This is a genomic window from Mesorhizobium sp. UC74_2 (assembly GCF_042701485.1).
GTDB lineage: Bacteria > Pseudomonadota > Alphaproteobacteria > Rhizobiales > Rhizobiaceae > Mesorhizobium.
Map to the genome: position 1 here is coordinate 2,284,441 of NZ_CP170562.1, position 26,139 is coordinate 2,310,579.

19 protein-coding genes, 1 tRNA gene and 1 pseudogene are annotated in these 26,139 nt (G+C 61.9%); 7 read left to right on the top strand and 14 right to left on the bottom strand.

Annotated features, from left to right (window positions below; all coding sequences use genetic code 11):
* The first annotated feature begins 111 nt into the window (after positions 1 to 111).
* Entirely contained in the window at positions 112 to 1,269 is a 1,158-nt protein-coding gene (gene rnd, locus ACFJIU_RS11090; RefSeq protein ID WP_379071166.1) for a ribonuclease D, read from the top strand.
* A gap of 45 nt (positions 1,270 to 1,314) precedes the next feature.
* Here the strand turns inward: rnd and guaB are convergent.
* Positions 1,315 to 2,816 (bottom strand): annotated as a pseudogene (gene guaB / locus ACFJIU_RS11095) (IMP dehydrogenase).
* A 251-nt stretch (positions 2,817 to 3,067) separates the two neighbouring features.
* Between guaB and ACFJIU_RS11100 the strand changes: the two are divergent.
* The 3 genes from ACFJIU_RS11100 to ACFJIU_RS11110 all read left to right on the top strand — a co-directional run bounded on the left by ACFJIU_RS11100 (position 3,068) and on the right by ACFJIU_RS11110 (position 6,828).
* Positions 3,068 to 4,174 (top strand): YjgN family protein, encoded by a 1,107-nt coding sequence (locus ACFJIU_RS11100; protein WP_379071169.1) that lies wholly within the window; start codon positions 3,068 to 3,070, stop codon positions 4,172 to 4,174.
* Positions 4,146 to 5,243 carry a M48 family metallopeptidase gene (locus tag ACFJIU_RS11105; RefSeq protein WP_379071171.1) on the top strand — a complete coding sequence of 366 codons (1,098 nt, stop codon included), beginning with the start codon at positions 4,146 to 4,148 and terminating at the stop codon, positions 5,241 to 5,243. Before ACFJIU_RS11100 ends, ACFJIU_RS11105 begins: the two co-directional genes overlap by 29 nt.
* A 169-nt stretch (positions 5,244 to 5,412) precedes the next feature.
* Complete coding sequence (locus ACFJIU_RS11110; protein ID WP_379071174.1) at positions 5,413 to 6,828, top strand: DHA2 family efflux MFS transporter permease subunit; 1,416 nt, start codon at positions 5,413 to 5,415, stop codon at positions 6,826 to 6,828.
* Positions 6,829 to 6,838: 10 nt separating this feature from the next.
* Here the strand turns inward: ACFJIU_RS11110 and ACFJIU_RS11115 are convergent, their stop codons facing one another.
* Positions 6,839 to 7,549 (bottom strand): RlmE family RNA methyltransferase, encoded by a 711-nt coding sequence (locus ACFJIU_RS11115; protein ID WP_129415311.1) that lies wholly within the window; start codon positions 7,547 to 7,549, stop codon positions 6,839 to 6,841.
* A complete protein-coding gene (locus ACFJIU_RS11120; protein ID WP_379073047.1) occupies positions 7,546 to 8,847 on the bottom strand; it encodes a Ppx/GppA phosphatase family protein in 1,302 nt (433 codons plus the stop codon). The genes ACFJIU_RS11115 and ACFJIU_RS11120 overlap by 4 nt, the downstream gene beginning before the upstream one ends.
* A 336-nt stretch (positions 8,848 to 9,183) precedes the next feature.
* Here ACFJIU_RS11120 and ACFJIU_RS11125 point away from each other — a divergent pair, with 336 nt between their 5' ends.
* Together ACFJIU_RS11125 and ACFJIU_RS11130 are read left to right on the top strand one after the other, a co-directional pair.
* Positions 9,184 to 10,134, top strand: coding sequence for a lysylphosphatidylglycerol synthase domain-containing protein (locus ACFJIU_RS11125; protein WP_379071177.1), 951 nt, complete (start codon positions 9,184 to 9,186; stop codon positions 10,132 to 10,134).
* Between the two features lie 138 nt (positions 10,135 to 10,272).
* A tRNA-Gln gene (locus ACFJIU_RS11130) sits at positions 10,273 to 10,346 on the top strand.
* An 84-nt stretch (positions 10,347 to 10,430) separates the two neighbouring features.
* Here the strand turns inward: ACFJIU_RS11130 and ACFJIU_RS11135 are convergent.
* The 11 genes from ACFJIU_RS11135 to ACFJIU_RS11185 all read right to left on the bottom strand — a co-directional run bounded on the left by ACFJIU_RS11135 (position 10,431) and on the right by ACFJIU_RS11185 (position 25,305).
* On the bottom strand, positions 10,431 to 11,045 hold the full coding sequence (locus ACFJIU_RS11135) for an IMPACT family protein (RefSeq protein ID WP_379071180.1): 615 nt from the start codon (positions 11,043 to 11,045) through the stop codon (positions 10,431 to 10,433).
* Between the two features lie 768 nt (positions 11,046 to 11,813).
* Entirely contained in the window at positions 11,814 to 13,118 is a 1,305-nt protein-coding gene (locus ACFJIU_RS11140; protein WP_379071183.1) for an HlyD family type I secretion periplasmic adaptor subunit, read from the bottom strand.
* Positions 13,115 to 14,851, bottom strand: a complete 1,737-nt coding sequence (locus ACFJIU_RS11145; protein WP_379071185.1) for a type I secretion system permease/ATPase — start codon at positions 14,849 to 14,851, stop codon at positions 13,115 to 13,117. Before ACFJIU_RS11145 ends, ACFJIU_RS11140 begins: the two co-directional genes overlap by 4 nt.
* 69 nt (positions 14,852 to 14,920) lie before the next feature.
* Positions 14,921 to 15,331 (bottom strand): hypothetical protein, encoded by a 411-nt coding sequence (locus ACFJIU_RS11150; protein ID WP_379071188.1) that lies wholly within the window; start codon positions 15,329 to 15,331, stop codon positions 14,921 to 14,923.
* 97 nt (positions 15,332 to 15,428) lie between these two features.
* Positions 15,429 to 18,770 (bottom strand): M10 family metallopeptidase C-terminal domain-containing protein, encoded by a 3,342-nt coding sequence (locus tag ACFJIU_RS11155; RefSeq protein WP_379071190.1) that lies wholly within the window; start codon positions 18,768 to 18,770, stop codon positions 15,429 to 15,431.
* A gap of 438 nt (positions 18,771 to 19,208) precedes the next feature.
* Positions 19,209 to 19,985 (bottom strand): exodeoxyribonuclease III, encoded by a 777-nt coding sequence (gene xth, locus ACFJIU_RS11160; protein ID WP_379071193.1) that lies wholly within the window; start codon positions 19,983 to 19,985, stop codon positions 19,209 to 19,211.
* A gap of 4 nt (positions 19,986 to 19,989) precedes the next feature.
* Entirely contained in the window at positions 19,990 to 20,625 is a 636-nt protein-coding gene (locus tag ACFJIU_RS11165; protein WP_379071196.1) for an alpha/beta family hydrolase, read from the bottom strand.
* A gap of 2 nt (positions 20,626 to 20,627) precedes the next feature.
* Complete coding sequence (locus ACFJIU_RS11170) at positions 20,628 to 21,710, bottom strand: tetratricopeptide repeat protein (RefSeq protein WP_379071199.1); 1,083 nt, start codon at positions 21,708 to 21,710, stop codon at positions 20,628 to 20,630.
* Positions 21,707 to 22,582, bottom strand: a complete 876-nt coding sequence (locus ACFJIU_RS11175) for a Ku protein (protein WP_379071202.1) — start codon at positions 22,580 to 22,582, stop codon at positions 21,707 to 21,709. The genes ACFJIU_RS11170 and ACFJIU_RS11175 overlap by 4 nt, the downstream gene beginning before the upstream one ends.
* A gap of 27 nt (positions 22,583 to 22,609) precedes the next feature.
* Complete coding sequence (gene ligD, locus ACFJIU_RS11180) at positions 22,610 to 25,060, bottom strand: DNA ligase D (protein WP_379071205.1); 2,451 nt, start codon at positions 25,058 to 25,060, stop codon at positions 22,610 to 22,612.
* An 8-nt stretch (positions 25,061 to 25,068) separates the two neighbouring features.
* Positions 25,069 to 25,305, bottom strand: coding sequence for a hypothetical protein (locus ACFJIU_RS11185; protein ID WP_379071207.1), 237 nt, complete (start codon positions 25,303 to 25,305; stop codon positions 25,069 to 25,071).
* A gap of 186 nt (positions 25,306 to 25,491) precedes the next feature.
* Between ACFJIU_RS11185 and ACFJIU_RS11190 the strand changes: the two genes are divergently transcribed.
* Positions 25,492 to 26,118 carry a dihydrofolate reductase family protein gene (locus ACFJIU_RS11190; protein WP_379071210.1) on the top strand — a complete coding sequence of 209 codons (627 nt, stop codon included), beginning with the start codon at positions 25,492 to 25,494 and terminating at the stop codon, positions 26,116 to 26,118.
* Positions 26,119 to 26,139: the final 21 nt, after the last annotated feature.

A 26,139-nucleotide genomic window follows, 5' to 3' on the forward strand; every position in this document is an offset into this window, starting at 1 on the left:
GCGGGAAAAAGGCCGATATACACCGCCTATGGCGAGATTGCGCCTATAGACGACTTGACGAAGGCGGTCGGCAGGCGAGACAAGATCGCATTCCTTGCCAATGAGATTTTGATGCATCTGATAACAACCCAAGACGAACTGGATGCGGTTGTTCGCGAACTCGCCAAATCCGAATTCGTCACCGTCGACACCGAATTCATCCGCGAAACCACGTTCTGGCCCGTGCTCTGCCTGATCCAGATGGCAGCTCCCGGCGTCACCGCGCTGATCGATCCGCTCGCACCGGGGCTGGACCTGAAGCCGTTCTTCGATCTCATGCGCAACGAGAAGGTGGTCAAGGTTTTCCACGCCGCGCGCCAGGATATCGAAATCATCGTCCATCTGGGTGACCTCGTTCCGCATCCGGTCTTCGATACCCAGGTCGCCGCGATGGTCTGCGGCTTCGGCGACAGCGTCTCCTACGATCAGCTGGTGCAGAAAGTGACTGGGGCCCGCCTCGACAAGTCGTCGCGTTTCACCGATTGGCGCCACCGTCCGCTCTCCGACAAGCAGCTCGACTACGCCCTGGCCGACGTCACCCATCTGATCGACGTCTACCAGCATCTGAAAGACCAGCTGGCCCGTGAGGATCGCGCCCATTGGCTGAACGAGGAAATGGAGGTGCTTACCTCCCGCGAGACCTACGACCCGCATCCTGAGGATGCCTGGAAGCGGCTGAAGATGCGGTTGCGCAAACCGCAGGAACTGGCGGTGGTGCAGGCCGTCGCTGCCTGGCGCGAGCGCGAGGCGCGGGAGCGCGATGTGCCGCGCGGACGGGTGCTGAAGGACGACGCGATCTATGAGGTCGCGCAACAGGCGCCGCGCGATGCCAATGCGCTCGGCCGTCTGCGCACCACGCCGAAGGGCTGGGAGCGCTCCGCCACGGCGACGTCGCTGCTCGAAGCGGTCAACACGGCGCTGGCGCGTCCCAAGGAAGAGATGCCGAAACTGCCGAAGGTGTTTCAGCCGCCGGAAGGTACAAGTGCAGCATCGGAATTGCTGAAGGTGCTGCTCCGGATCGTTGCCGAGAAGCAGGGCGTTGCCGCCAAGGTGCTGGCGACGAGCGACGACATCGACCGGATTGCCGCTGAAGGCGAGGATGCCGACGTGCCAGCGCTGCAAGGCTGGCGTCGTGCCGTGTTCGGCGATGCCGCGCTCCGGCTCGTGCGCGGCGAAATCGGCATCAAGTTCGAGAAGCGCAGGATCGCCGTCTTCGACCTGAAATCCTGATCGCGAGGGCAAAACTGCCCTCGCCCGACCCAGGCAGTCTGCGGCTCAGGCGCCGCCGTGATAGTTGGGGCTTTCGCGCGTGATCGTCACGTCATGCGCATGGCTTTCGCGCAGGCCCGCATTGGAGATGCGTACGAAGGTCGCCCGTTCGCGCAGGTCGCCGAGGTCGCGGGCGCCGACATAACCCATCGCCGCCCTCAGGCCGCCGGCCAGCTGATGAAGCACGCCGGCCACCGGGCCCTTGTAGGGCACCTGTCCTTCGATGCCTTCCGGAACCAGCTTGAGCGTATCGCGCACTTCCGCCTGGAAATAACGATCGGCCGAACCGCGCGCCATCGCACCGACCGAACCCATGCCGCGATAGGCTTTGAACGAACGGCCCTGATGCAGATACACTTCGCCGGGGCTTTCGTCGGTGCCGGCAAGCAGCGAACCGATCATCGCCGCATTGGCGCCAGCCGCCAGCGCCTTGGCAAGATCGCCCGAATATTTGATGCCGCCGTCGGCGATGATCGAAATGCCGGCCTTTTCGGCCGTTTCCACCGCCGACATGATCGCCGAAAGCTGCGGCACGCCGACGCCGGCGACGATGCGGGTGGTGCAGATCGAGCCTGGGCCGATGCCGACCTTGACGCCGTCGGCACCGGCATCGATCAGCGCCGGGTGCCGGCCGCCGTGGCGACATTGCCGGCGATGATTCGCACGGAATTGGAAAGCTTCTTGGCCCGCGTCACCGCGTCGAGAACGCGCTGCGAATGGCCGTGAGCGGTGTCGATGACGAGGAGATCGACGCCGGCGTCGATGAGGCGTTCGGCCCGCTCGAAGCCGTCGTCGCCGACGCTGGTTGCCGCGGCCGCGCGCAGGCGGCCCTGCGCGTCCTTGGTGGCATGCGGGTTGAGCTGCGACTTCTCGATGTCCTTGACGGTGATGAGGCCGACGCAATTGCCCTTCTTGTCGACGACGAGCAGCTTCTCGATACGGTGCTGGTGCAGCAGGCGCTTGGCCTCGTCCTGATCGACGTTTTCCTTGACGGTGATCAGGTTCTCGCGCGTCATCAGTTCGTAGACTTTTTGCTCCGGGTTGGAGGCAAAACGCACGTCGCGGTTGGTGAGGATGCCGACCAGGCGGCCGGTGATCTGGCCGCCGGTGCCGCCGTTCTCGACGACCGGGATGCCGGAAATGCCGTAGTGGCGCATCAGTCCATGCGCATCGGCCAGGGTCGCATCCGGGCCGATGGTGACGGGGTTCACCACCATGCCCGATTCGAACTTCTTCACCTGCCGGACCTGCTCGGCCTGCTCGGCGGGCGTGAAGTTGCGATGGATGACGCCGATGCCGCCGGCCTGGGCCATGGCGATGGCCAGCCGCGCTTCGGTCACCGTATCCATAGCGGCCGAGATGATGGGAACGTTGAGTTCGATGTCGTTGGCGATGCGTGTGCGGATATCGGTTTCGCCGGGCATCACTTCGGAATGTCCCGGCTGCAGCAAGACGTCGTCGAAGGTCAGCGCCAGGGCGCCGGTAGCGGTCTCGATGATCTTTGCCATTGCCGATCCTTGTTTAAATGCGAAACGGGCGCTGACCCGGATGGGTGCGCCGACTCGAAGTTCCCTTTCAGGATTGGCGGTGGCTGGTAACACGTCTGATCGCCGATGGAAAGCGACAACGCCTATGTCGGAAGTCACAACGAATGTCGCGTGAGCTCTTGTGGCCCAGCTGAGGCCAGTTGCGTGATTGCAACCGCACTGCTTTACATCGCGCAGTTACAGTTTCCGGCGCGAGAGGGGCGGCGAAATTCATGACAAGCATTCAATGGGGGCGAGAAGGTCAATCTGGGGCCGCTGTGGACAGAAATGTACCTGGCAACCTGGAGCGTTTTTCCTTCGAAGGTCGAGCTGGAGAGTATTTTGGAATCTGGATCGTCAATGTGCTTTTGACGATCATTACGCTCGGTATTTATTCGGCCTGGGCCAAGGTCCGGCGCCAACGCTACTTCTACGGCAACACCTATCTCGCCGGATCGAGTTTCGAATATCACGCCAAACCAACGCAGATTCTGCTCGGCCGTATCATCGTGGTCTTGTTTCTGATCGTGTATAACGTCCTGCTGAATGTGTTCCCGATTGTCGGCTTGCTTTTTGTGCTGGGCTTCTTCACGGCAATACCCTGGTTCATCATGCGTGGCCTTCGATTCAATGCTCGCGTGACGAGCTATCGCAACGTACGGCTGAACTTCAATGGCGGTTACTGGGGAGCGTTTCGAGCGTTCGTTCTGTCTGGCTTCGTGGCAGGCATATCGCTTGGCATCTTCGCTCCCTACGCGTCCCGCTGGAGCTGGCACTATCTGCTTGATAATCTGACCTACGGAGATCGCCCGATCTCATCAGATCCAAGGATAGGCGACCTTTATCGGCACTGGTGGCTGCCAGCCATCCTGACTGTCGCCGGGCTAGCCGTCCTTGGTTTCCTCGTCACGGTTATAGGCGCGGCTTACGGCGCATTCGAAGTGCCGCAGGATGGAGTGGTACACCCTGGTCTCGTGCTGGCCATATACGGCATCCTGCTCGGTCTGTTTCTGGTCTATACCTTGCCTGCGTTGCTCTACAAGGCTGGCGTCCGCAACGTCGTTTTGAATGCAACCGTGCTCGACCAGCGGCACCGTTTCATGTCAGAGCTCGGCAAGTGGCGCTATGCGTGGATCGCCATCACGAATTTCCTCGCAACGATTTTCACGCTCGGTCTCGCACGCCCTTGGGCGGCGGTCCGCATGGCGCGTTATCTGGCAGATCATACCGGCCTGCATGTGGTCGGCTCGCTCGACAGCTATATCGGCGCGGTGCGTGACACCGGTTCCGCAGTAGGGGCTGAATTCATGGATGTTGAAGGCTTCGACTTTGGCTTCTGAGGTCATCCAGAAAACCGTCTCAGGTCTCTGGCGCCTGTCGGGTTCCGCCAAGGCAACGCCTGCAGTCTTGGGCATCGACGATTCTGCAGCGACGTCGGTGAAGGGAGAAGGCGTTGCCGTGTCCCTGCCGCTATCAACGCTTCAAATCTCTGACCGGATCGGCTCAATACCCCGCTACATCACCTTTCCTGACCAAGGTGTTTTCGAAACAGCGGATAACGACGGCATCGACGCTCTGATGAAACCGCATGTCAGGCGCCATTTTAACCTGATTCATCAGCTCGAGCGGTTTCACCCGCGCCTTTTCGTTTTCGTGGCATTGGCAATAGCCCTCTGCTTTGCGCTGTATCGTTTTGCCATGCCCGCCCTCGTCGAAGTCGCCGTGCTTGTGACGCCGCCTGTAGTGCCGCAGCTTATGAGCCAAAGTGCCTTGGTTTCTCTCGACAAGACCGTGTTCAGCGAAAGCGGATTGGCGGTCGAGCGGCAAAAGGCGCTGGTCGAAAAATTCATGCAGATCGCAGCGTTCACGCCGCACGGAATCCAAGGTGATGATCGTCAGCCAACCCGCTACACCCTCAATTTCCGCAAGGGTGGCATCATCGGTCCGAACGCATTTGCATTGCCGGACGGCACAGTTGTCCTGACGGATGAGCTCGTTGAACTGGCCGGACAAGACGATGAAATTGTACTCGGGGTGCTCGCTCATGAGATCGGCCATGTCGATCACCGGCACAGCCTTAGGCAACTCTACCGTGCCGCCGGCCTCGCCACGCTGATCATGTTCATCGGTGGAGACATCGGTTCCGGAACCGAGGATGTTCTGGTGCAAGGCTCAGCCGTGCTGGCTCTTTCGTACTCACGCAGTGCCGAGGCTGAAGCTGATCGCTACAGCGTCGAACTGATGCACAAAGCTGGTCACGATCCTCTTGCGATTACACGTTTCTTCGAGGTGCTGCGGGACAAGATGGGCGATTCCTCCGACAATGGCTTCCTCTCCACGCATCCAGCGACGCCTCAGCGTATCGCCGAAACGCGCCGTTATGCAGAAGAGGTCGCGGCCAAAAAATAGTGCCCGTCTCCGGTTTGCGTCAGCTCTGGAATGATCGCATACAGCCTTGGACGCTTGCAATGCGGACCGGGTCGCACAAAAGTGACCGAACCAAATGAGACGCAACGGCATTGCCGTGATATCGGCGTCGGCAATTGATCCTGCCGCAGTTTCAAGGTCCAGATTTTTCGTGAACAGAATTATTCCGCTCGTTCTGGCCGTCGCATTGTTCATGGAGAACATGGACTCCACCGTCATCGCCACATCGCTGCCGGCGATCGCGACGGACATCCAAACGAGCCCGATCGCGCTCAAGCTGGCGCTCACCGCCTATCTGGTGGCGCTCGCCATTTTCATCCCGATCAGCGGCTGGATGGCGGACCGCTTCGGTGCGCGCAATGTGTTCCGGGCGGCGATCGCCGTGTTCATCCTGGGTTCTGTTGCCTGTGCCGCATCTTATTCGCTCGAGACCTTCGTGCTCGCCCGCTTCTTCCAGGGCATGGGCGGCGCGATGATGACGCCCGTCGGGCGCCTGGTGCTGGTGCGGGCAACGCCGAAGAGCGATCTCGTCGCCGCAATGTCCTGGCTGACCATACCGGCACTGGTCGGCCCCCTCGTCGGCCCGCCCGTCGGCGGCTTCATCACCACCTATTTCTCCTGGCACTGGATATTCCTGATCAATGTGCCGATCGGCATTGTCGGCATGGTTCTGGCGACCCGCTACCTGCCTGAAACGCCGCCCGGCGAGACGCCGCCGCTCGATTATGTCGGCCTCCTCCTGAGCGGCCTCGCTGCCTCGGGCATCGTTTTCGGACTTTCGGTGGTCAGCCTGCCGGCGCTGCCGCCCATCATCGGCTTCGTCACCGTGATCGTCGGCGTGGTTTGCGGCGGGCTGTATCTCTGGCACGCACGCCACGCCAGGAACCCGCTGCTGGCGCTCGACCTGTTTCAGAACCAGGCTTTTCGCGCATCGGTCCTGGGCGGCGGCCTGTTTCGCATCGGCATCGGTGCGGTGCCGTTCCTGTTGCCGCTGATGTTCCAGATCGGCTTCGGCCTGACGCCGTTCCAGTCGGGCATGATCACCTTTGTCTCGGCGCTTGGCGCCATCGGCATGAAGTTCGTCACCGCCTGGCTGTTCCGTGTCGCCGGCTTCCGTCGTGTCCTGATCTGGGGCTCGCTGCTGGCGGCCGTATCCATTGCCGTCTATGGGCTGTTCACCCCGACGACGCCCTATCTGCTGATGCTGGCCGTGCTGCTTGTCGGCGGCTTCATCCGTTCGATGTTCTTCACCGGCGTCAACGCGCTGGCCTTCGCCGAGATCCCGGCCGAAGACACGTCAAAGGCAACCCCCATCACGGCGGTGGCGCAGCAGCTGAATATCGCACTCGGTGTCGCTCTGGCCGGCGGCATCCTGGAGGTTTCCACCAAGCTGCATGGCGGCCCACTGACCCTGAGCGATTTCCACATCGCCTTCTTCATCGTCGCGGTGGTGGCGGCGCTCGCGGCGCTGTCCTTCATGCGGCTGTCGCCGGATGCCGGCAATGCCGTCTCCGGCTACAAGGCCCAGCCCGGAAAGCCGATCGAAAGCACCGCACCGACAGCCTGAAGTGCCGTGCCTACTCTTCGGTCGGCGCCCGGCCCTTGAAGTCCTTGGCCAGCAGATAGAGCTCGACCGATTCGTCGCGTGAAGCCGGCGGCTTGACGTGATGGACAGAGCGAAACGAGCGTTTCAGCATGTCGAGCAGTTCGTTTTCGGTGCCGCCCTGGAAGGTCTTGGTCAGGAAGTGCCCGCCGGGCTTCAGCACCGACATGGCGAAATCGGCCGCCACCTCGCACAGATGCATGGTGCGGAGATGGTCGGTGCGACGATGTCCGGTGGTCGGCGCCGCCATGTCCGAAAGAACGATGTCCGGTTCGCCGCCCAGGGCCTCGATCAGCCGTGTCGGCGCCGCGTCGTCGAGGAAATCCATCTGCACGATGGCGGCGCCGGGAACGGCATCCATCTCCAGATAGTCGATGCCGACGACATGCGGCGCCTCTGCCGTCGATTTGGTGCGCGCCGCCGCCACCTGGCACCAGCCGCCGGGCGCAGCACCCAGGTCGATCACCTTCTGGCCCGGCTTCAGCAGGCGGTGCTTGTCATCGATTTCGATCAGCTTGTAGGCAGCACGCGAACGATAGCCATCCGCCTTGGAACGCTGGACGTAAGGATCGTTGAGATGCCGCTCCAGCCAGCGCCGGGACGATTCCTTCAGACCACGCTTCTTCTTGACCTTGGTGCGCAGGACACGTGTCGTGCTGCCCGCACCATCTTTCTTGTTGGTCATTGCCGGCCCTCTGTCCGCCAGGAACCACGCGTGGCGCGGTCATCGGCCATCAATTCACTCAATATCCCTTCGCGCAAGCCACGGTCGGCGACACGCAGGCGCTCCGACGGCCACACTGCCCGGATCGCCTCGAGGATCGCGCAACCGGCAAGAACCAGGTCGGCACGGTCGGCGCCGATGCAAGGATTGGCGACGCGCTGCTGGAAATCCCAGCCCAGCAGCTTTTCCACCATGCGGTCAACATTCTCCCGCCCCATCCACAGGCCGTCGACGCGGCGGCGGTCGTAGCGCTCGAGGTCGAGATGGACACCGGCGAGCGTCGTCACCGTGCCGGAGGTGCCGAGCAGGTGGAAGTGCGGGCCTGCCACGAGGTGGCTGAGCCGATGGCGTCCTTCGAATGCGGCAAGGCGCCCCGCGACATCGTCGACCATCGCCGCGAAGCTTTCCCGGGTCACCGTGCGGCCGCCGAAACGTTCAGCCAGCGACACGACGCCGACCGGCAGCGAGGTCCAGGAGACGATATGATTCGCCAGGCGTTGCGACCGGCGATTGCTGAGATCGATCAGGGCGATCTCGGACGAACCGCCGCCGATGTCGAACAGCACCACACCCTTGGTTTCGCGTTCGATCAGCGAACCACAGCCCGAAACGGCAAGCCGTGCTTCGGTTTCGCGATCGATGATTTCAAGCTTGAGCCCAGCTTCGCGCTCGACCCGTTCCAGGAATTCCTCGCCATTGGCTGCCGACCGGCAAGCCTCCGTAGCGATCAGCCGGGCGCGGGCGACCTTGCGTATGCGCAATTTGTCGGCGCAGACCTTCAACGCCTCGATGGCGCGGCCCATGGCAGCGTCGCCCAGCCGGCCGCTCGCCGAAAGCCCCTCGCCGAGACGTACGATGCGCGAAAAGGCATCGATCACCCGGAACTGGCCGTGGCGTCCCGGCACCGCCACCAGCAGGCGGCAATTGTTCGTGCCGAGATCGAGCGCGGCAAAGACCGGCAATTCGCCGTTCCAGGCGGAACGAGGACTTTCCTCCGGGGCTGACGCTGCGGGTTGAAGCTTGGCAGCGACAGGAGGCTGCCCTGCTCTCGCCTGTGTCCCGGCTGTGGCCGTAGCAGGCGTTGCGCCGTCCGCTGGCGCGAAAACCTTGCGCCCGCGCCGCCGCTTGCGTCGTTTACGTCCCTTGGCTGCCTGCGGAGCAGAGGCGTGCGAATCCCATCGCGTGCCACTGTTGCTCTGTCCCTCTCGGCCTGCGGCCCGGGATCCAGGATCGGGCGATGCCGAAATCCCCTCCGACATGCCGCCCTCCGGCGCTCCAGCGCCGGCGTCGCGGTCTTTCACTGCTTATCCTTCCAGTGCCGCGCGAACCGGGTATCCCCGGACGCTGCTGGCACGCACATTTCGTAAGTTGGCGCCAGAGTAACAGCGCCGCGCCCAATCACCAAGTCCCGCCCGAAAATTGTCGATTACCGTAGCGGCGTCACACATATCGCCGTAAACGCGCCACAAGTGTTGAATAGCCGGCTTCGATCGGGCATTTCTGGTTCGGCGGGTTTCTCGGTGCGGTTACCACTGATGAAGCCCGTGCGGGGCATCTAATTGTGATGGGTTGGGGTTGCTGATGGCCGTGACGGCATGAATTTCAAGCGTTTTATCTGGCCGGTCATCGGCCTGGCGGCTGTCGCCTTTTCAGTGTGGGTTCTGTTCAACGAACTGCGCGGCATTTCCCTGGACGATGTCTGGGCCAGTCTCGCGGCGATACGCTGGACGCATTGGCTGCTGGCCGCACTGAGTTCGATCATCGCTTACGCAGCCCTTGCCGGATACGACCATATCGCCCTGACTCATCTCGAGAAACGGGTGTCCTGGCTGTTCGTGACGCTCTGCTCCTTCACCACCTACGCGCTGTCGCACAACATCGGCGGCTCGGTGTTCTCCGGAGCGGTGATCCGCTACCGCGCCTACGCCACGCGCGGCCTGTCCGGCCAGGAAGTCGGCGTCCTGGTCGCGGTCTGCTGGATCACCTTCGTGCTGTCGTCGATCCTGCTCGGCGGCATCGTGCTGATCCTCATACCCGACCTGTTCGAGCGATTCGCCGATGTCAGCGCTTTCAAGGAAGTCGGTTATGGCGGGCTGTCGGCCGGCGCCGGCATCGCGATGATTCTCGTGGTGGTTGCCTATGTCTTCGGCAGCTGGCTGCACTTGAAGCCGCTGAAGATCGGTTCGGTGCAGATCCACTATCCCAGGCTGCCGATCGTCGCGCGTCAGCTGGTGATCGGTCCGCTGGAAATCCTGGCGGCCGGCGCGATCCTCTATTTCGCGCTGCCCGTCGAAAACAATCCCGGCTATCTCGTTGTCTTCGCTATCTTCCTGGTCGCCTTCTCGGCAGCGCAGATTTCGCATGCGCCAGGCGGCCTCGGTGTGTTCGAGGTCGTGTTCCTGGCCGGCCTGCCCCAGATGGATCAGGCCGGTGTCATCGCGGCGCTGCTGGTGTTCCGCATGTTCTACCTCATCATCCCGCTCGTGCTGGCCCTGATTGTCGTGCTGTTGTTCGAGCGTTCACAGTTCGGCCGCCGTGCCAATTGAAGCGCAGTCGAGGCTTGACTATTTGCCAAGCATGGCTACAAGGCAGCGCAGAAACGAGCGCGCGGCATACCGAGCCGCCGGCCAAAAGCCAAAAAGCACTTCAGCTCGCTTCACCAAGGCATTGAACAGAATGCTTTTTGGGGAATAGGTTAACGGTAGACCCACGGACTCTGACTCCGTTAGTCCTGGTTCGAATCCAGGTTCCCCAGCCATTCCTCCACTCTATTGCCGGAACATTTCGCGACAGTCGGACGCAAGGCCGGGAATTTGTTTTTCATTCCTGATCGGTGTGGGGGTCACGGTGTGTGCGCCCGCTTTCCATCGAATTCAACGACAGCCCGCCCGCTGGTCAGATCGCCTACCATGCGTGCCAAATTGTCTGCCTCATCCTTCGGAATCGAAACTGAGAATTCTGCCCCTGTATCGGTGAATGCCTGGCTGCCAATCTGCGCGCCTGGAAACGCCTCCAGCCGCGCCTGCAAGAGAGCCAGATCGCTGAACCCGCAGTTGATCGTCGCCGCCACCGTATCGACAAGCGGCATCTTTTCGGCCTTCCGCAGGCACGTGGCCGCGGTGCCGCCATACGCCCTGATCAGGCCGCCGCTACCCAGCAGGACGCCACCGAACCAACGCGTGACAACGACAGCGACGCGGTCCAGCGATTGCCCGTCGATCACCTGCAACATCGGCTTGCCAGCCGTTCCGCTGGGTTCCCCGTCATCGCTGAACCGATAGGCTTGTCCGATCCGCCAAGCCCAGCAATTGTGGTTCGCAGTCTGGTCTGAATGCGCCGCGATGAATTCCTTTGCCGTTGCCTCATCCGACACGGGGCCGGCGATCGCGATGAAACGGCTCTTTTTGATCTCCTGCCGGGCCGTGACGGTCGCGACCAGTGTACTGAGGTTGCTCATGCCGCCATGTAGCGGCGGATGCTATCCCGCTTCAAGACATGCGACTGCACAGGTCCGCTCGGCGATTTCATAACGTGCCCTGGCTGGTCTACCTTCATTCTCGCCCGCCGGGCGCTCGGGTGCTCCGACTCGTTAGTAAATCTGCCATCGTTGTGACGAGGGCCTGAGGGATAGCCACATTGCTGAGAAATCCAGGATACGACAAAACATGGAAGACCTAATCGAACCCTTTCGGAAGTCCATGGACGGCGTCGCCATCTCGCATGTCTGGAGAGGTTATGGCTCGGCGATATTCGTTGAATTTGGCACCCTATCGCCAAGGACACGACGTGACGGAAGCCCAGGCGAGCCTCTGGGGCAATTCAGCCTAATGATCGAGTGGAGTTGGCGCATAGAAGACGAGCAAACGATCGTTTGCGGTAGCTGGAGCGACGAACATCTGTGGTCTCCTGCGTTCAGGCGTTTGATCGGTTGTAACGTGATCGCTGTGTCCGCTTTCGGCAGGCTGCCGGAAGTGTGTGTTTCGCTTTCGTCAGGCCTGCACATTCTCTCTTTCAACACTTCAGAGGGTGATCCTGCTTGGGCACTCTTCAATCGCCGACAAGGTTTGTCGATCCACAGTCATGGTGGCTCTATCAGGGCCGAATGACTTCCTTGCATACCGGATTGGCAGCGGAATTTGTCGGGTGTCATACCCAAGATGGGCAAACCGCGGACTTCTGCTTGCGAGCGTGTTTGGCCACCGCACTCCCGATTCGTGATGCGGCTTCACTCTTCCCGGAAAGCCTTCTGGATCTGATCCGACAGCGGCTTCACCAGATAGGAAAGCATGGTCCGATCACCAGTCGGAAAGAAGACTTCGGCCGGCATGCCAGGGGTCAGCGCCAGGCCATGCAGCTTGGCCACCTCCACTTTGGGCAGCTTTACGCGCGCGACATAGTACGACATCCCGGTGCGTTCATCGGTCGTCAGGTCGGCTGAGACGCGTGACAGCGTGCCGGTCAGTTCCGGCGTGGTTTGCTGGTTGAAGGCTGACAGGCGCAGAATCGCATTCTGGCCGGTTGCCACCTGGTCGATATCCTGCGGCGCGATGTGTGCTTCAACGGTCAGTTCGTCCGTTACCGGCACGATCTGCATCACCTGTTCGCCGGGCGTGATGACCCCGCCGACCGTGTGTACGGCCAGTTGCAGCACCACACCATCCTGCGGACTGCGCAGATCGATACGCTTCAGCTGGTCCTCGGCCGCCACCTTGCGTTCGACGAATTCGGCGATTCGTCCCTGTACTTCGCGCAGTTCGGTCGCGACTTCGCTGCGGAGGTCCTGGTCGATCTGGATGATCTGCAATTCGATCTCCGCCGCCTTGCCTTTCACCTGGGCTATTCCGGCGGTCAACTGGCCATGCTCGCCCTCAAGCCGGACGGCGTCCCGCTCCAGCGCTGTCATGCGGTTGATCGATACCAGCTTGCGGTTCCACAGGTCGCGCACGCCTTCCAGCTCGACCTGGATCAGTTCGATCTCTCGGCGTTTCGCCTGCCGCTGTTCGGTCAGTCCGGCGGTCTCTTCCGTCAGCTGGGCGATTCGTTCGCGCAATTGCGAACGCTGGCCGGCCCGCGCCTGATAGCGAAAATCAAACAGCGACTGCTCTCCGGCCATCGACGCGGCGACAGCGACCTCGCCTTGCCGCGATGTCAGGACCTCCGGAAAGCTGACCGCGTTCTTACCATCGCGCTCCGCTTCCAGCCGGGAAAGCCGCGCATAGAATTCGTCCAGTCCTTTCGAGACGATTGCCAGACTGGCGCGCGTTGTCGTCTCATCGAGGCGCACCAGGACATCACCGGCCTTGACCAGGTCGCCGTCGCGGACGCGGATTTCGCCAACCACACCGCCGGTTGGATGCTGGACCTTCTTCACGTTGGAATCGACCACGAGCCGGCCGGAGGCGATCACCGCGCCGGACATTTTGGTCACCGCCGCCAGGCCACCGACGCCGCCGATGAGCAGAAGACAGGTCGCAAGTCCCGCCACGAGATAGCGTTGGACCTGCCGTTGCGCTGATGTCGTCTTGGTCACGCAGGAACCCCTCTCTCGGCGGCGGCGACGACCTTGAGCGACGCTGCCGGGCGGAAGACCTTGCTCAGGACCTCGTCCTTGGGCCCGAAAGCCTGCACGCGTCCATTGGCCATCACCAGCACGGTATCGACACTGGCCAGGGCACTGGATCGATGCGCGATGACGACGACAATGCCACCGCGGTCACGGATACCTTGAATGGCGGCGGACAGGGCCACTTCGCCCTCCGCATCGAGATTGGAATTCGGCTCGTCCAGTATGACCAGGAACGGATCACCGTAGAGGGCTCGCGCAAGGGCTATGCGCTGCCGTTGTCCCGCCGACAGCGAGGCTCCAGCCTCTCCTACGCTCGTGTCGTAACCATCAGCCAGGTGCACGACGAGATCGTGCACGCCAGCGGCCCTTGCCGCGGCCAGCACTGCTTCCGACGACGCTTCCGGATCGAAGCGGGCAATGTTCTGCGCAATCGTCCCCTCGAACAGCTGCACATCCTGCGGCAGATAGCCGATATGTCTGCCCAGCTCTTCGGGCGGCCATTGGTCAAGCGTCGCGCCGTCCAGCCGCACGGCGCCCCGCACTGGCAGCCAGACGCCCGCAAGCGCGCGCGCCAGCGACGACTTGCCGGAAGCGCTCGGACCGATGACGCCGAGGCCCGATCCCTTGGACAGCGTGAAATTCGCGTCCCATACCACCGGCTTCTGATCGCCCGGCGGCGCGACGCTGATGGTCTCGACCTGCAGCGTGCTGACGGGTGCCGGCAAGGTCACGCTGGTGGCAGCCTCCGGCAATGCTGACAACAGCTGCTTCAGGCGCGCCCAGCCCTGCCGTGCCGCCACGAAACCCTTCCAGTGTGCGATCGCCAGTTCGATCGGCGCCAGTGCCCTGCCCATCATGATCGAGCTTGCAATCATGATGCCGCCGGTCGCTTCCTGCTTGATGACCAGATAAGCGCCGATCGCCAGAATTCCGGACTGCAGCATCAGACGCAATATCTTGGAAATCGTCCCCAGCGTGCCGGCGACATCGCTGGCGGCCGCATGGGCGTTCAGATAACTGGCGTTGACGGCGTGCCACCGCTCGGCGATGCGTGCGCCGAAACCCATGGCCTGCATGGCTTCGGCGTTGCGCCGTGTCGCTTCCGCCAGTGCGCTGCGGGTGGTGGCGTGCTGTCCGGCGATCTTTGTCGGGCCGCGGGTCCGGAATTCGGCCAGGAGCGTCAGACCGAAAAGGACAATCGCACCCGCCAGCGCAGTCACGCCGATCCAGAAATGAAAAATGAAACAGATGCCGATGTAGAGCGGCACCCAAGGCAGGTCGAACAGGGCGGTCGGACCCGCGCTGCCGACGAAGGAGCGGACCTGGTCCAGATCCCGCAGAGGCTGCAGCCCGTCGCCGGGGAGCTTGGCGCGCAGCGGCAGGCGCATCAGCGCCGAATAGACTGACGGGCTCAGTTCCGCGTCCAGCCCCTGCCCGAGCCGCACCATCAGGCGCGAGCGGATCAGTTCCAGCACGCCCTGAAAGACGAACAGTGTGGCGGCAAGCACCGCCAGACCGACCAGAGTCGGCACGCTCCGGCCCGGAACGACCCTGTCATAGACCTGCAGCATGAAGAACGAGCCGGTCAGTGCCAATATGTTCACGACCCCGCTCATCAGGACAATGCCGGAAAAAGCCCGTCGAAATGACGAGAGAACTCCCAGCAGCGTAAGCTGCGGCGACGATGTCTGCCTCATGCAGGTTCGCAATCGGGAAGAGGCATCTCGATGCCCAAGAAGATCATACCCCCAGCCATTCGGGATCCTTCAATACATGACTGTGTTGAGTGTGACATGGACGGGTGCGCCCGCTTCGACCTTCGCGCTGCCGCGGGCGACCAGCCAGCCATCTGCGCGCTCGAGGCGCGCAACGATCTGCAACGTCGGCGACACGGTCGGGCTTTTGGCCAAGGGCAAGGAGAACCCTATCGTCCGTGAGCCGCCGTCGCTTTTGAGGCGGGTTTTCGCGGCGCGACGCTGCGCCTTGTCCTTGACGGCCGGATCCTCAAGATAAATCTCGAGATGACCTTCCGGGATGGCCACGTCGCCCTTGAACGTGACTTCGCCACGAATATCCGCCGATTGAGCGGAGGCCGTGCCCGTTGCGGCAACGACAGCCGCGGCTCCGGCGGCTCCCGCTGCCATAAGCACCGTGCGGCGCGTGGTCGGACGCTTCATCACAAACTCCCCCTTCGATCATTACGGCCCCCCAATGCACGGGATGGCCGACGCTGCCGGTCGGAAGGGGCGCTCGAAAGCGCCCCTTCGTAACACGCTAGGTGACCATGAAGTCCGCTGCCGACAGGTTCAGGTGCGCGCTCAGCTGCGCGAACTGAACAGCGGCTCCCTGTCCGGAACCATCGGCATCGTAGGACAACACTCCACTGTCGGTGTCGTAGATGATGCGGTCGTCGGCATCATGGGCGACACCCGATGCACTTTTGAAGAAGGCGCCCAGGGCAAGAGCGCCGTCATTGCCCAGGTTGGTGAAGATGAGGTTGTCCAGCAGGATGGTATCGTCGGCGACGTTGAAGTCCTTGATCAAGTCGACATTGCCGTTTCCAAGCGCCGTCGAGAAGCGGAAGGAATCCTCGCCCGCGCCGCCCGTCAACGTGTCGGCGCCCAGACCACCATCCAGAAGGTCGCTGCCGCTGCCGCCGTTGAGCTTGTCGGCGCCTGCAACGCCCGGCTGAGCCGGTGCCGGCGGGAATTCGACCGACACGTTCACCTTGTATGTCGAGCCTTCCGGAACGGCATCCGCCCAGCCATCGCCAGGCACGTCGGGCGACCACATACCTTCCTGGATATAGTAGGTTCCGGTTTCCTTGACGACGAAGACCGTGCTCGAATCCCGGCTGGTGGTCGAACCGGGGTCGCCGCCACCGTCATCGTTCTGGGCAACGATATTGCCGTTGCTGTCCAGCAACCTGACCCAGCTGTCATGCACGTTGGGATCGGCAATCCCGTCGATATCGATCGAGATGACCGTGCCGGCCGCCAGGGTAATGCCATAATATCCGCCCTTGCCGTTTCCGGTGGCATTGACGGTCGTGTGAAGCGTGGTCGTCGAATCGAAGATATCGGGGTCGGCCGCGAGCGAGAAGTTGTTAGAGATGTCAAAGGCTGTTGCGATCGAATTGTTCGTCGCATCCGGCCCCAGCGTCGCATAGCCGGTGCCCATGCCCGGACGCGGCGGTATGTCACCCTGATAGGCGAAATCGCCAAGCAGGATGTCATCGCCGCCGCCGCCATTGATGGTGTCGTTGCCGCCCTGCCCGGTCAGGACATTGGCCCCGCCGTCGCCGGTCAACTGATCGTTGAAGCCCGAGCCGGCGAGATTTTCGATGGAGATGTAGGTATCTCCACCGGACTTGCCGGCACCCAGCTGGAGCCTGACGCCGCTGGTCGCGTCGGCATAGTCCGCCGTGTCGCTTCCCGCGCCGCCATTCAACGTGTCGGCGCCGCCGCCGCCGGTCAGGATGTCATCGCCCGCACCGCCGGAGAGTACGTTGGCCTGGGCGTTGCCGATGAGATGATCGTCGTAGAACGAACCAACGGCGTTCTCGAAGCCGACCAGTATATCATGCCGGATAACGGTGCCGCGCCCGACGATCTGTACCGGACCGTCCGCATCGCCACCGCTGGCGGTGCCGTTGGCGAGGTCGATCGTCACGCCGTCGGAACTGCCGGAATAGACCACGGTATCGACACCGTCGCCGCCGTCCAGATAGTCCTGTCCGGCGCCGCCGATGATGGTGTCGTTGCCGCCTTCGCCATACAGGATGTCGCCATCGTTGCCGCCATCCAGGATGTCGTCGCCGTCACGGCCGTTGAAGTAGTCGCCACCGCCCTGGCCCCAGAAATGGTTTGCATCAGCGTTGCCGATGAAGCGGTCGATACGGTCGTCCGAACCGATCAGGTTCTCGATGCTGTAGAAGGTGTCGCCTGAAGCGGTGCCGCCGCTGGCGACATTCGTCTCCAGGTTGACGAGCAGCTGGAACGGGCTTTCCTTGCTGTAGTCGACCGTGTCGACGCCGGCGCCGCCCCTGAAGATATCGATACCGTCCTGGCCGCTCAGTGTATCGTCGCCATCGCCGCCATCGAGGATATCGTTGCCCGCGCCACCGAGAATGGTGTCGTTGCCGCGACCGCCATAAAGCGTATCGTTGCCATCATCGCTTTCGGTCTGGTCTTCGAGATCGGCGATGTCGATGGTGTTGTTGATGTCGCGGCTGGCGAGCGAGTCGCGTCCGCCGATGATGAGGTCGTCACCATCCTGACCGAAGATGGTGTCGTTGCCGCCGCCACCGTCGAGTGTGTCATTCCCCTTGGTGCCGAAAATGATGCTGGTCATCGTGTTGTCGCCGATGATCGGCGGGGTATCGGTGCCACCGCCTCCTGGCTGAAGTGTCGACTCGTCGGCGTAGATGATGTGTTCGACGTTGGCGATTTTGCGGATCTTCAGGTTCCTGGACATCAGGACAACCGTATCGTTGCCGCCATTCGCTTCCTCGCGGACGATGTCGTCCAGGGAGTCGACGAAATAGATGTCATGACCGCCATTGCCGGCCATGCGATCGGCACCGCCGCGGCCATCAAGAACGTTGTTGCCGTCATTGCCGATCAGGATGTCGTTGAAGCTGCTGCCGATACCGTTTTCGATATAGTAGTCGGTCGTGTCGGCGTTGTGCCCGGCAAAGATCGACACGTTGTTGCTGTGGCCGTTGACGCTGGAGAACTGGCCGGCGCGCAGGTCAAGGATGGTACCCGCCGTCGAACCGGAGAAGTCGAGTGTGTCGGTTCCGCCGGTATCGTGGATGACAAAGCCGATGTCGTGCTGCATGCCCGAAGCGCTGAGCCTGTACCCATCCTGGGTAGCACCGAAGCCGTAGACGTTGTCGCCTGTGTTGAGGTCGATTTCCTGATAGGTGCGCTCGCCACTCGCGTCGACCGTCGAGAAAAAGCGACGGATCACGGCCTCTATGTCGGCCATGAGCGGCGTTGACGCCGACCAGCGGGTGGTCTCGCCGACATCGATGCCATCGAAATAGGACATGACGCTGTATTGCTGGCGATCGTAGGTCCAGGTCGCATTGTTCAGATAGTTGATCTGGACGCCACCGGGACCGCTGTAATTGTAGAGGCCGGGGTGGTTCAGTCCGAACTCATGGCCGAACTCATGGATGAAGGAATCGAACACATAGCCGCCGATGTCTGTCTTGTTCGGCTCGGTGTCGTGGAAACGCTGGCCGATGCTGACATAGCGATCGTTCGAATAGGCGCTGCCATCGTCTTCTTCGCCTACTTCCGGGCTGACGACCTGCATCCAGTCCGTCGCGCTGTTGTAGGGCGCGTCGTCGACGATTTCGAATTTCAAAGGGGTGACAAGCGACCACATCTGCAAGGCGCCGATCGCGGCGGCCTTGTATTCGGGATGGTCGTTGAGTTCATAGACATTGATCCTCAGCGTTCCCGCCGCGATCGCTGGCGTCAGGCTGCGGTCCAGGTCTCCGAGATAATCGAGATAGGCTTCGTAATCCGTGCTTTTGCCGTATGGATTGTCCGGCGTCTGGTCGTTGACCCACCACTGGTCGCTATTCTGGCTTGGGTTCGGCATCGTTGGGGTTCCTCTCCTGCAGCCGTGGAAGACACGGCTGCACCGGTTTGCTACTTCCAACCACCAACAGGCATTGCTTGCGCGCCTGCTAAGCCCCTTCGCCTGCGTCAATATGTTATCGGAATTTTCGACTTGTCTACCCTGCTGGCAGGTGACGCATAGGCACTGCCACGGGGTTCGTGTTCACTTCCCATTCCCGGTCGACAGATTTCGTCATTCGACGGCATTGACGTCGACCATCGGGCAGCCAGTTCGTCTTCATGATCCGCTCCCACCAAACCAGTGATGTATGGAGAGACCCGAAGTGTTATACTGTTCCAGGTGCCGGAGTGCCCCCACTTCCGGCGCTTAGGCCGGCGCTTTCCCCGGTCCCTCTGGCGCGCGCCGGCCGCCCCATTGAACTCGTGTTCCATGGCAAGCCCGGCGAATGTGTTTTCACTATCGGACCGTGATCTCGATCCACACTGGCGCATGATCGCTCGCCTTTTCCCAGCCGCGCACCTCACGGTCGACGCCGGCAGCGGTAAGTAGGTCGGCGATTGTCGGGCTGAGCAGCAGATGATCCAGCCTGAGGCCGGCGTTGCGACCCCAGGCGTTGCGCAGGTAGTCCCAGAACGTGTAAACGCGCTCGCCGGGATGCAGCGTGCGGATGGCGTCGATCCAGCCCTGGTCGATGAGTTGCCGCAACGCCTGGCGCACTTCAGGTCGGAACAAGGCATCGTCCTGCCAGCGTTCGGGCTTGTAGACGTCGAGTTCGCTCGGAATGACATTGTAGTCGCCGGCGAGAATGACGGGGATGTCGTGCGCGAGCCGCTCCGCGGCATGTTTCTTCAAGCGCTCGAACCATCGCAGCTTGTACTCGAATTTCGGCCCCGGAGCCGGGTTGCCGTTCGGCGCATAGAGGCATCCGATCAGGACGCCGCCGACTGCAGCTTCGATGTAGCGGCTCTGGGTGTCCTCCTCATCGCCGGGCAAGCCGCGCTGCGTTTCGATCGGATCGACGCCACGCGCCAGGATTGCGACGCCATTCCAGCTTTTCTGCCCGTGCCAGATGGCGCCATAACCAGCCTCGCGCAACGCCTTTGCTGGAAACCTGTCGCTCGGCGCCTTCAACTCCTGCAGGCAGACGACATCGGGCGCGGCATCGGCCAGCCAACCGAGCAGGACGGGAAGCCTGCCATTGATACCGTTGACGTTGAACGTTGCGATTTTCATCAGCCTAGCGCCGAAGCATGCCCGCCCAGGACGAGACCTTGTCGGCCATGCTTTTCAGATGATCGGCAGCCGAGTAACCGGACACGCTCTTTCGCGGCTTCAGGTCATGGTCGCCGTCTTCCAGCCAGAAGACCTCGACCGCCTGGGAGAGCGCATAGGACGGCACCTCGTCTCGCGTGCCGAACTCGTCGCGCGTGCCTTGGACGATCAGCGCGGGAGTCTGCAGATCGGCGAGATGCCTGGTGCGCAATTGCTGCGGCTTGGCCGGCGGATGGAACGGATAGCCGAGGCAAAGCAGGCCGGCGATCTTGCCCGATGCGAACAGTTCGTCCGCCACCATCGAGGCAATGCGGCCTCCCATCGACTTGCCACCGATGATGAGACGACCGTTTGCGCCCAATGCCGCGACGGCGGCGACATATTCAGGATTGAGCGTTTCGGCACGCGGAGGTGGCTTGCGGCTGCCCCCGGTGCGTCGGCTGGCCATATAGGAGAATTCGAAGCGCGCGACACGAAATCCGGCCGCGGCAAGCGCCTTGGCTGCAGCATCCATGGAGGCAGAGTCCATCGGCGCCCCGGCTCCATGTCCGAGCAGGATGGTGCAGCCGGCGTCTTCCGGGCCGTCAAAGAGGAAGGGCATGTTCAACTCGCTGTTCTTTCCGCCAGGTCGACAAGGCGGATGCCATTGCTGGCCGCGCGGGCCCATTGCGATGTGGAATCGAGCTCAAGATAGCGAGACCACCACTTGCGCGCGCCGGCCATATCACCGGCCTCATAGTCGAGGTTCGCCAGGTTGAAGATTGCATCGGCATAGGCACCGTCAATGGCGATCGCGGCGAGCAGATGACGGCGCGCAGTGTCCTTCTTGCCTTCACCGGCGAGCAGGCCGGACAGGTTGAACCAGGCTTCGACGAAGCGTGGATCGCGTTTGAGCACTTCGAGATAGGATTGTTCGGCCTCCTTGGCTCGACCATCGGCGAGCAGGCAATTGCCGCGATTGAAGAAGACGACCGGGTCGCTCGGGTCAATCGCGATGCAGCGCCTGTAGAGATCGGCGGCATCGCCGTACCGCCCCTCCTCTTCCGCTTCCTCGGACAACGCAAACAGTTCGTCGAGATCCTCCGGTTCGGCGCGGCCCAACGGCAGCAACGCCTGACCATCAAGCTCGCTCACGCCGTCGTCCGAGCGCGCATAGATGGCATTGTCCCGATCGGCGTGCAGCGAAAGCGCGGTCAGCGAGGCGATCGAACCGGATCGGCGCACCGACCGCGCGATCGTGCCCCAACTGGCGCCCGACACGATCAGCCCGGCATATTTCTTGGCCAGGATCAGGTCGCGGAACGAGAAGGGTTCAGCATCGTGTTCGAAGGCATCGAACAGCGCGAGCAGGTCAAAATCCTCCGAGGCCAATCTGGACTGCTCGAGGACGGACTGGCGGCTCAACGTAGCGCCACCGGGCGCTTCGATAAGTCCGAGCAATCTGAGAAACCCGTTCTCGCTCAGAGCGCGGCGGTTTTTCGAGATTTCCTCGCGATAACGCGCCGCGATCCGGGGGGCGTCGGTTCTGCCGAGCAGTTTGCGGCCGAAAATCACATGGGTGGTGCGCCGCGAGGCGCCGCGCTGCAATTCACCACCCTGCGCACCGACCTCACGCACCGCCAGGCGACGCGGAAACGCCGCCAGCCCGCCGATGAGACCGAATGTCCTGCCTCTTGCCGAGGTCACTTCTTGCTCTTGGTGCCTGCCCTGGAGCCGCCAGTCGCGGCGACCTTGGCCGGTTTTTCTTCAACCGCAGGCGCCTTGGTCTTGCTTTTGGCCGGCGGCTTGGCCTGACCGAGACTGGCTTTCAGCGCATCCATCAGGTTGACGACGTTGCCACGTTCCGGAGCGGCCGCGACGATCGGCTTGTGGCCCTTCAACTTCTCCTTGATCATGGTCATCAAGGCAGCCTCGTAGCGGTCCTCGTAATTCTTCGGGTCGAACTTGGTCAGCTTCTGCTGGATCAGGGCCTCGGCAAGCTGCAGCATCTCGCGGTCGGGTTTGCCCTGCGGGATGTTGTCGAAATATTCGGCCGTGCCGCGCACTTCATGCGGATTGCGCAACGTGCAGACAAACATGCCTTTCTCGCGCGCGCCGATGGTGACGACACGTTCGCGACTGGACAATACGAGGCGCGCCACCGCCAGCTTGCCGGACTTGCGCATGGCTTCGCGCAGAACCACGAAAGTTTCCTCGGCCATCGCTCCGTCGGGCGCCAGATAATAAGGTGTATCCTGATAGATGACGTCGACATCCTTTTCGTCGACGAAGGCCTCGATGTTCATGGTGTGGTTGGATTCGATGCGTACGCTGTCGAGGTCAGCATCGTCGATGATGACGTATTGCTTGTCCTCGTATTCGTAGCCTTTGACCAGATCGGCGCGGTCGACCAGACCGAGCTCGGGGTCGACGGGCTTCATGTTGATGCGGTTGTGCGTCTTCTTGTGCAACTGGTTGAAGGAGATCCGCTCCTTCGTGCTCGTTGCCGGATAGAGCCGCACGGGGCAACTCACCAGACTGAGTTTCAGATAGCCCTTCCAACTTGCCCTGGGTGCCAATTCCGCCTCCTACGCGACGACACAACGCTACCTTTTCGCCTTCGCAGGCGCCGGCAATTCCCGGGCGAAATCACCAATGTCCACCCAGGGATCACCAGATGCGGCCAAAAGACCTGGAAGCGAAGAATAGTTCAAATCCTCGGCAGCGTCGATGGATTCCAGATCGGCCCATTCCAGCGGCGTCGAAGCCGGCATGTGCGGACGCCTGCGCAGCGTGTACGGCGCGGCCGCCGTGTGGCTGCGCGCATTGCGGTGAAAATCGATGAAAATGCGCCTGCGGCGGTTTTCCGCCCCCATCGTGGTGGTGAAGGTTTCGGGCGCAGTAGCCGCGATGCGGGATGAGATTTCGCTGCAGGCCTGGTGGAATTGCCGCCAGCCGAGTTTCTTCTTCACCGGCACGACGACATGGATGCCCTTGCCGCCCGAAGTCTTCACGAAAGGCACCAGACCGAGGTTCTCCAATTCGCCACGGACATGGATGGCGGCCTCCACCACCTCGCGCCATCCGATACCCTCGCCAGGATCGAGGTCGAAGACGGCGCGATCGGGCTTGTCGAGGCTCTGGCGGTGCGCACCCCAGGTATGGAACTCGACGACGCCGAACTGCGCCAGCGCGAGATAAGCCTTGGCATCCTCGACGGCGATGTAGCTGCGCGCCTCGCCGTCGGAATTCTGCGTCTCGAACGAGACCATCGTCGCCGGCATGCCGGTGAAGGCGTGGCGCTGAAAAAAGCAGTCCTCCGGCTTGACCGTCGGGCAGCGCACCAGCGACACCGGCCTGCCGAGGATATGCGGCAGCATGAAATCGCCTACCGCGGCATAATAGACAGCGATGTCGAGCTTGGTCGGCCCGGTTTTGCCGAATATCCGACGCGTCGGATTGGTGACGAAGATCCCGGCGAGGTCGGTATCGGAAATCAGCCGCTTGCGTGGAGCGCCAGCACGGGCTGACAGTTCAGCCTCGCGCAGCCCCTTGAACACGGCATGGCGCAGCGCATTGTCGTCGGTGCGATTGGCGTAGTGGATATGGGCGGTCAGCACGGGCCGGACCGGGATGACCTCGCGCGGCATGCCCTCCAGCCTGACCGCGTCGGCCTGCAACGCCTGCAGCCTCGCCAGCAGCATCGGCAGCGTTTCAGCGTCGAAACCCGAACCGCATTTGCCGCGGTATTCCAACTCGCCATCGACCCATTCGGCGAGTGCGAGGGCGGCGAGACCTTCGGCCGCTTCTGAGACGGTGTAACCGGCGACGACAAAATCACCGACGGCACGCGCCTTGACCTTGGTCCAGCTCTTGGAACGGCCGGGTACGTATATCGAAGCCGCCTGTTTGGAAACGATGCCTTCCAGGCCGAGTTCCGATGCCTGCTCATACAAGGCCCCGCCATCGGACGTGACGTGATCGCTGAGTTGCAAGGCGCTTTTTGCCGTGATGCCGCTCAGCAATTGCCCAAGCAATTCCTTGCGTTTGGCCAGTTCTGCCCCGGTCAGGTTCCAGCCGTCGAGATAAAGCAGGTCGAACGCGTAGAAGGTGAGTTTGTGGGTCTCGCCTGCCGCCAGTGCATCCTGTAGCGCCGAGAAACGGCTGATGCCCTTGTCGTCGGTGACAACGACTTCGCCGTCGATGATCGCATTGCTGCAGGCAAGGGTCTCGAAAGCCGTCTTCAAGCGTCCATACCGCTTTGACCAGTCGAGACCACTGCGGGTGATGAAGGTGACGGCACCATCGACGATATGCGCCGCCGTGCGATAACCGTCGAACTTGATCTCGTGCAGCCATTCCTTGCTCGAAGGCGGCGCGCCCACGGCAGTGGCCAGTTGCGGCTCGAGGCGAGCCGGCATCGGCCCCCGGAGGGCGCCCGCGACTTTTGCCGGCTTTGGTGCAATCGCCTTCGCAGCCGGTTTCGGCTTCTCGACCAGTTCTTCGATGCGGCGCCCCGATTTCGCGCTTTCTGGCCGTTTGGCAAGGATGTCGATCTTGCTGTCGGCGGCCTGGTCTCGCTCCTTGAAAAGCAGCCAATTGACCTTGTCCTCGTCCTCCTTGGCCTTCAGTCGGGCCAGCATCCAGCCGCCCTTCAGTTTTTCGCCGAACAGCCGGAACTTGAATGCGCCCTTCTCCAGCGACGTGTCGATGTCATCCATCGGCGCCCAGATGCCGGTATCCCAGACGATCATCGGACCGCCGCCATATTCGCCTGCCGGAATGACCCCTTCGAAATCGATATAGTCGATGGGATGGTCTTCCGTCTGGACGGCGAGCCGCTTGTCGGCAGGGTTGAGCGACGGCCCTCGGGGTACCGCCCAGCTTTTCAGTACCCCATCGATTTCGAGGCGCAGGTCGTAATGGTCGGCCGTGGCGTGATGTTTGTGCACGACGAAGCGGTTGCCTTCGTGCTGCTCCTGGATGCCGGAGGGTTCAGGTGTCTTGGCGAAATTGCGCTTGGCGCGGTAGGACTGGAGCTTCGGTGAATTCGCCATGGAAGAGCTTATTCGCCCATTTCCTCATGCAAGGGTTCCAGGCCGAGCTCCGCGGGATGATAGCCTTTGTAGAGCTGATCGAGCGTTCGCTGCCCGACCAGATAAGCTTCGTTGGCAACGATGACACGATAGGTCGGTTCCTCGCCGGCCTTGAACCGCCGCGAACTGACAAAAACCTTGTGACGGCCAAGCGCTTCGGCCACTGCCCTGCGCTGCTTGACCTGGCGAGACGTGGGCGTGCTCATCGGCCTGCTCCGCTGCTTGCCCTCAGACTATCTTCCATTGTGGCGTCGCGATCAACCGGGGGACGATTTGTGCGTTAATAGTTAGCTCTTGCGCTAAGTGAATTCCTGCATTAGTTAGCCATTGGGATAACTAATTGTCAAAACCAAGCGTATCGCCCCATGCGCCAGCACCTGGAAGGTCTCGTTATGAAACTTGTCTTGATGGAATTCCTGTCGCTCGACGGCGTCTGCCAGGGCCCAGGTGCGCCCGATGAAGACACAAGCGACGGCTTCACACGCGGCGGCTGGTTTGTTCCCTTTCTCGAGCAGAGCTTCATGCAGACCGTCGCTGGCTGGGTCGGACGGGCCGATGCCTTCCTGTTCGGGCGCCTGACCTATGAGAATTTCGCGCGGGATTGGCCGAAAATGGATGATCCCAATGACCCGATCGCCAGCAAAATGAATGGCTTGCCTAAATATGTTGCATCGAACTCTTTAAAGGAGGCGTCATGGGGGCCGGCGACGATCCTGTCGGGAGATATTACGGCCAGGGCCGCTGACTTGAAGAGGAAACCGGGTCGAGAACTGCAGATTCACGGCAGCGGGCGTCTCGCCCATTCGCTCCTGGGTGCAGGAATGATCGATGAATTCCGGCTGGTTGTCGCCCCGGTTGTTCTGGGACAGGGCCGCAAGCTGTTTCCCGACGGCATGGCGCCCGCGGGCTTCAGGCTGGTCAATGTCGAGACAACGCCGGGTGGATTGGCCGTGCATGTCTATGAGAAGGCCGAAGCTCCCGTATTCGAGACCTACGACGCAGCGTCGGCGTGGGGTTGAAGTTCATGCGATGTAAGTTCT

What these genes read in the sequence shown, in the direction of transcription:
- rnd (WP_379071166.1), top strand. Translation starts at nt 112, where the DNA reads ATGCATCTGATAACAACCCAAGACGAACTGGATGCGGTTGTTCGCGAA.
- ACFJIU_RS11100 (WP_379071169.1), top strand. Translation starts at nt 3,068, where the DNA reads ATGACAAGCATTCAATGGGGGCGAGAAGGTCAATCTGGGGCCGCTGTG.
- ACFJIU_RS11105 (WP_379071171.1), top strand. Translation starts at nt 4,146, where the DNA reads ATGTTGAAGGCTTCGACTTTGGCTTCTGAGGTCATCCAGAAAACCGTC.
- ACFJIU_RS11115 (WP_129415311.1), bottom strand. Translation starts at nt 7,549, where the DNA reads ATGACCAACAAGAAAGATGGTGCGGGCAGCACGACACGTGTCCTGCGC.
- ACFJIU_RS11120 (WP_379073047.1), bottom strand. Translation starts at nt 8,847, where the DNA reads ATGTCGGAGGGGATTTCGGCATCGCCCGATCCTGGATCCCGGGCCGCA.
- ACFJIU_RS11125 (WP_379071177.1), top strand. Translation starts at nt 9,184, where the DNA reads ATGAATTTCAAGCGTTTTATCTGGCCGGTCATCGGCCTGGCGGCTGTC.
- ACFJIU_RS11135 (WP_379071180.1), bottom strand. Translation starts at nt 11,045, where the DNA reads ATGAGCAACCTCAGTACACTGGTCGCGACCGTCACGGCCCGGCAGGAG.
- ACFJIU_RS11145 (WP_379071185.1), bottom strand. Translation starts at nt 14,851, where the DNA reads ATGAGGCAGACATCGTCGCCGCAGCTTACGCTGCTGGGAGTTCTCTCG.
- ACFJIU_RS11150 (WP_379071188.1), bottom strand. Translation starts at nt 15,331, where the DNA reads ATGAAGCGTCCGACCACGCGCCGCACGGTGCTTATGGCAGCGGGAGCC.
- ACFJIU_RS11155 (WP_379071190.1), bottom strand. Translation starts at nt 18,770, where the DNA reads ATGCCGAACCCAAGCCAGAATAGCGACCAGTGGTGGGTCAACGACCAG.
- xth (WP_379071193.1), bottom strand. Translation starts at nt 19,985, where the DNA reads ATGAAAATCGCAACGTTCAACGTCAACGGTATCAATGGCAGGCTTCCC.
- ACFJIU_RS11165 (WP_379071196.1), bottom strand. Translation starts at nt 20,625, where the DNA reads ATGCCCTTCCTCTTTGACGGCCCGGAAGACGCCGGCTGCACCATCCTG.
- ligD (WP_379071205.1), bottom strand. Translation starts at nt 25,060, where the DNA reads ATGGCGAATTCACCGAAGCTCCAGTCCTACCGCGCCAAGCGCAATTTC.
- ACFJIU_RS11185 (WP_379071207.1), bottom strand. Translation starts at nt 25,305, where the DNA reads ATGAGCACGCCCACGTCTCGCCAGGTCAAGCAGCGCAGGGCAGTGGCC.
- ACFJIU_RS11190 (WP_379071210.1), top strand. Translation starts at nt 25,492, where the DNA reads ATGAAACTTGTCTTGATGGAATTCCTGTCGCTCGACGGCGTCTGCCAG.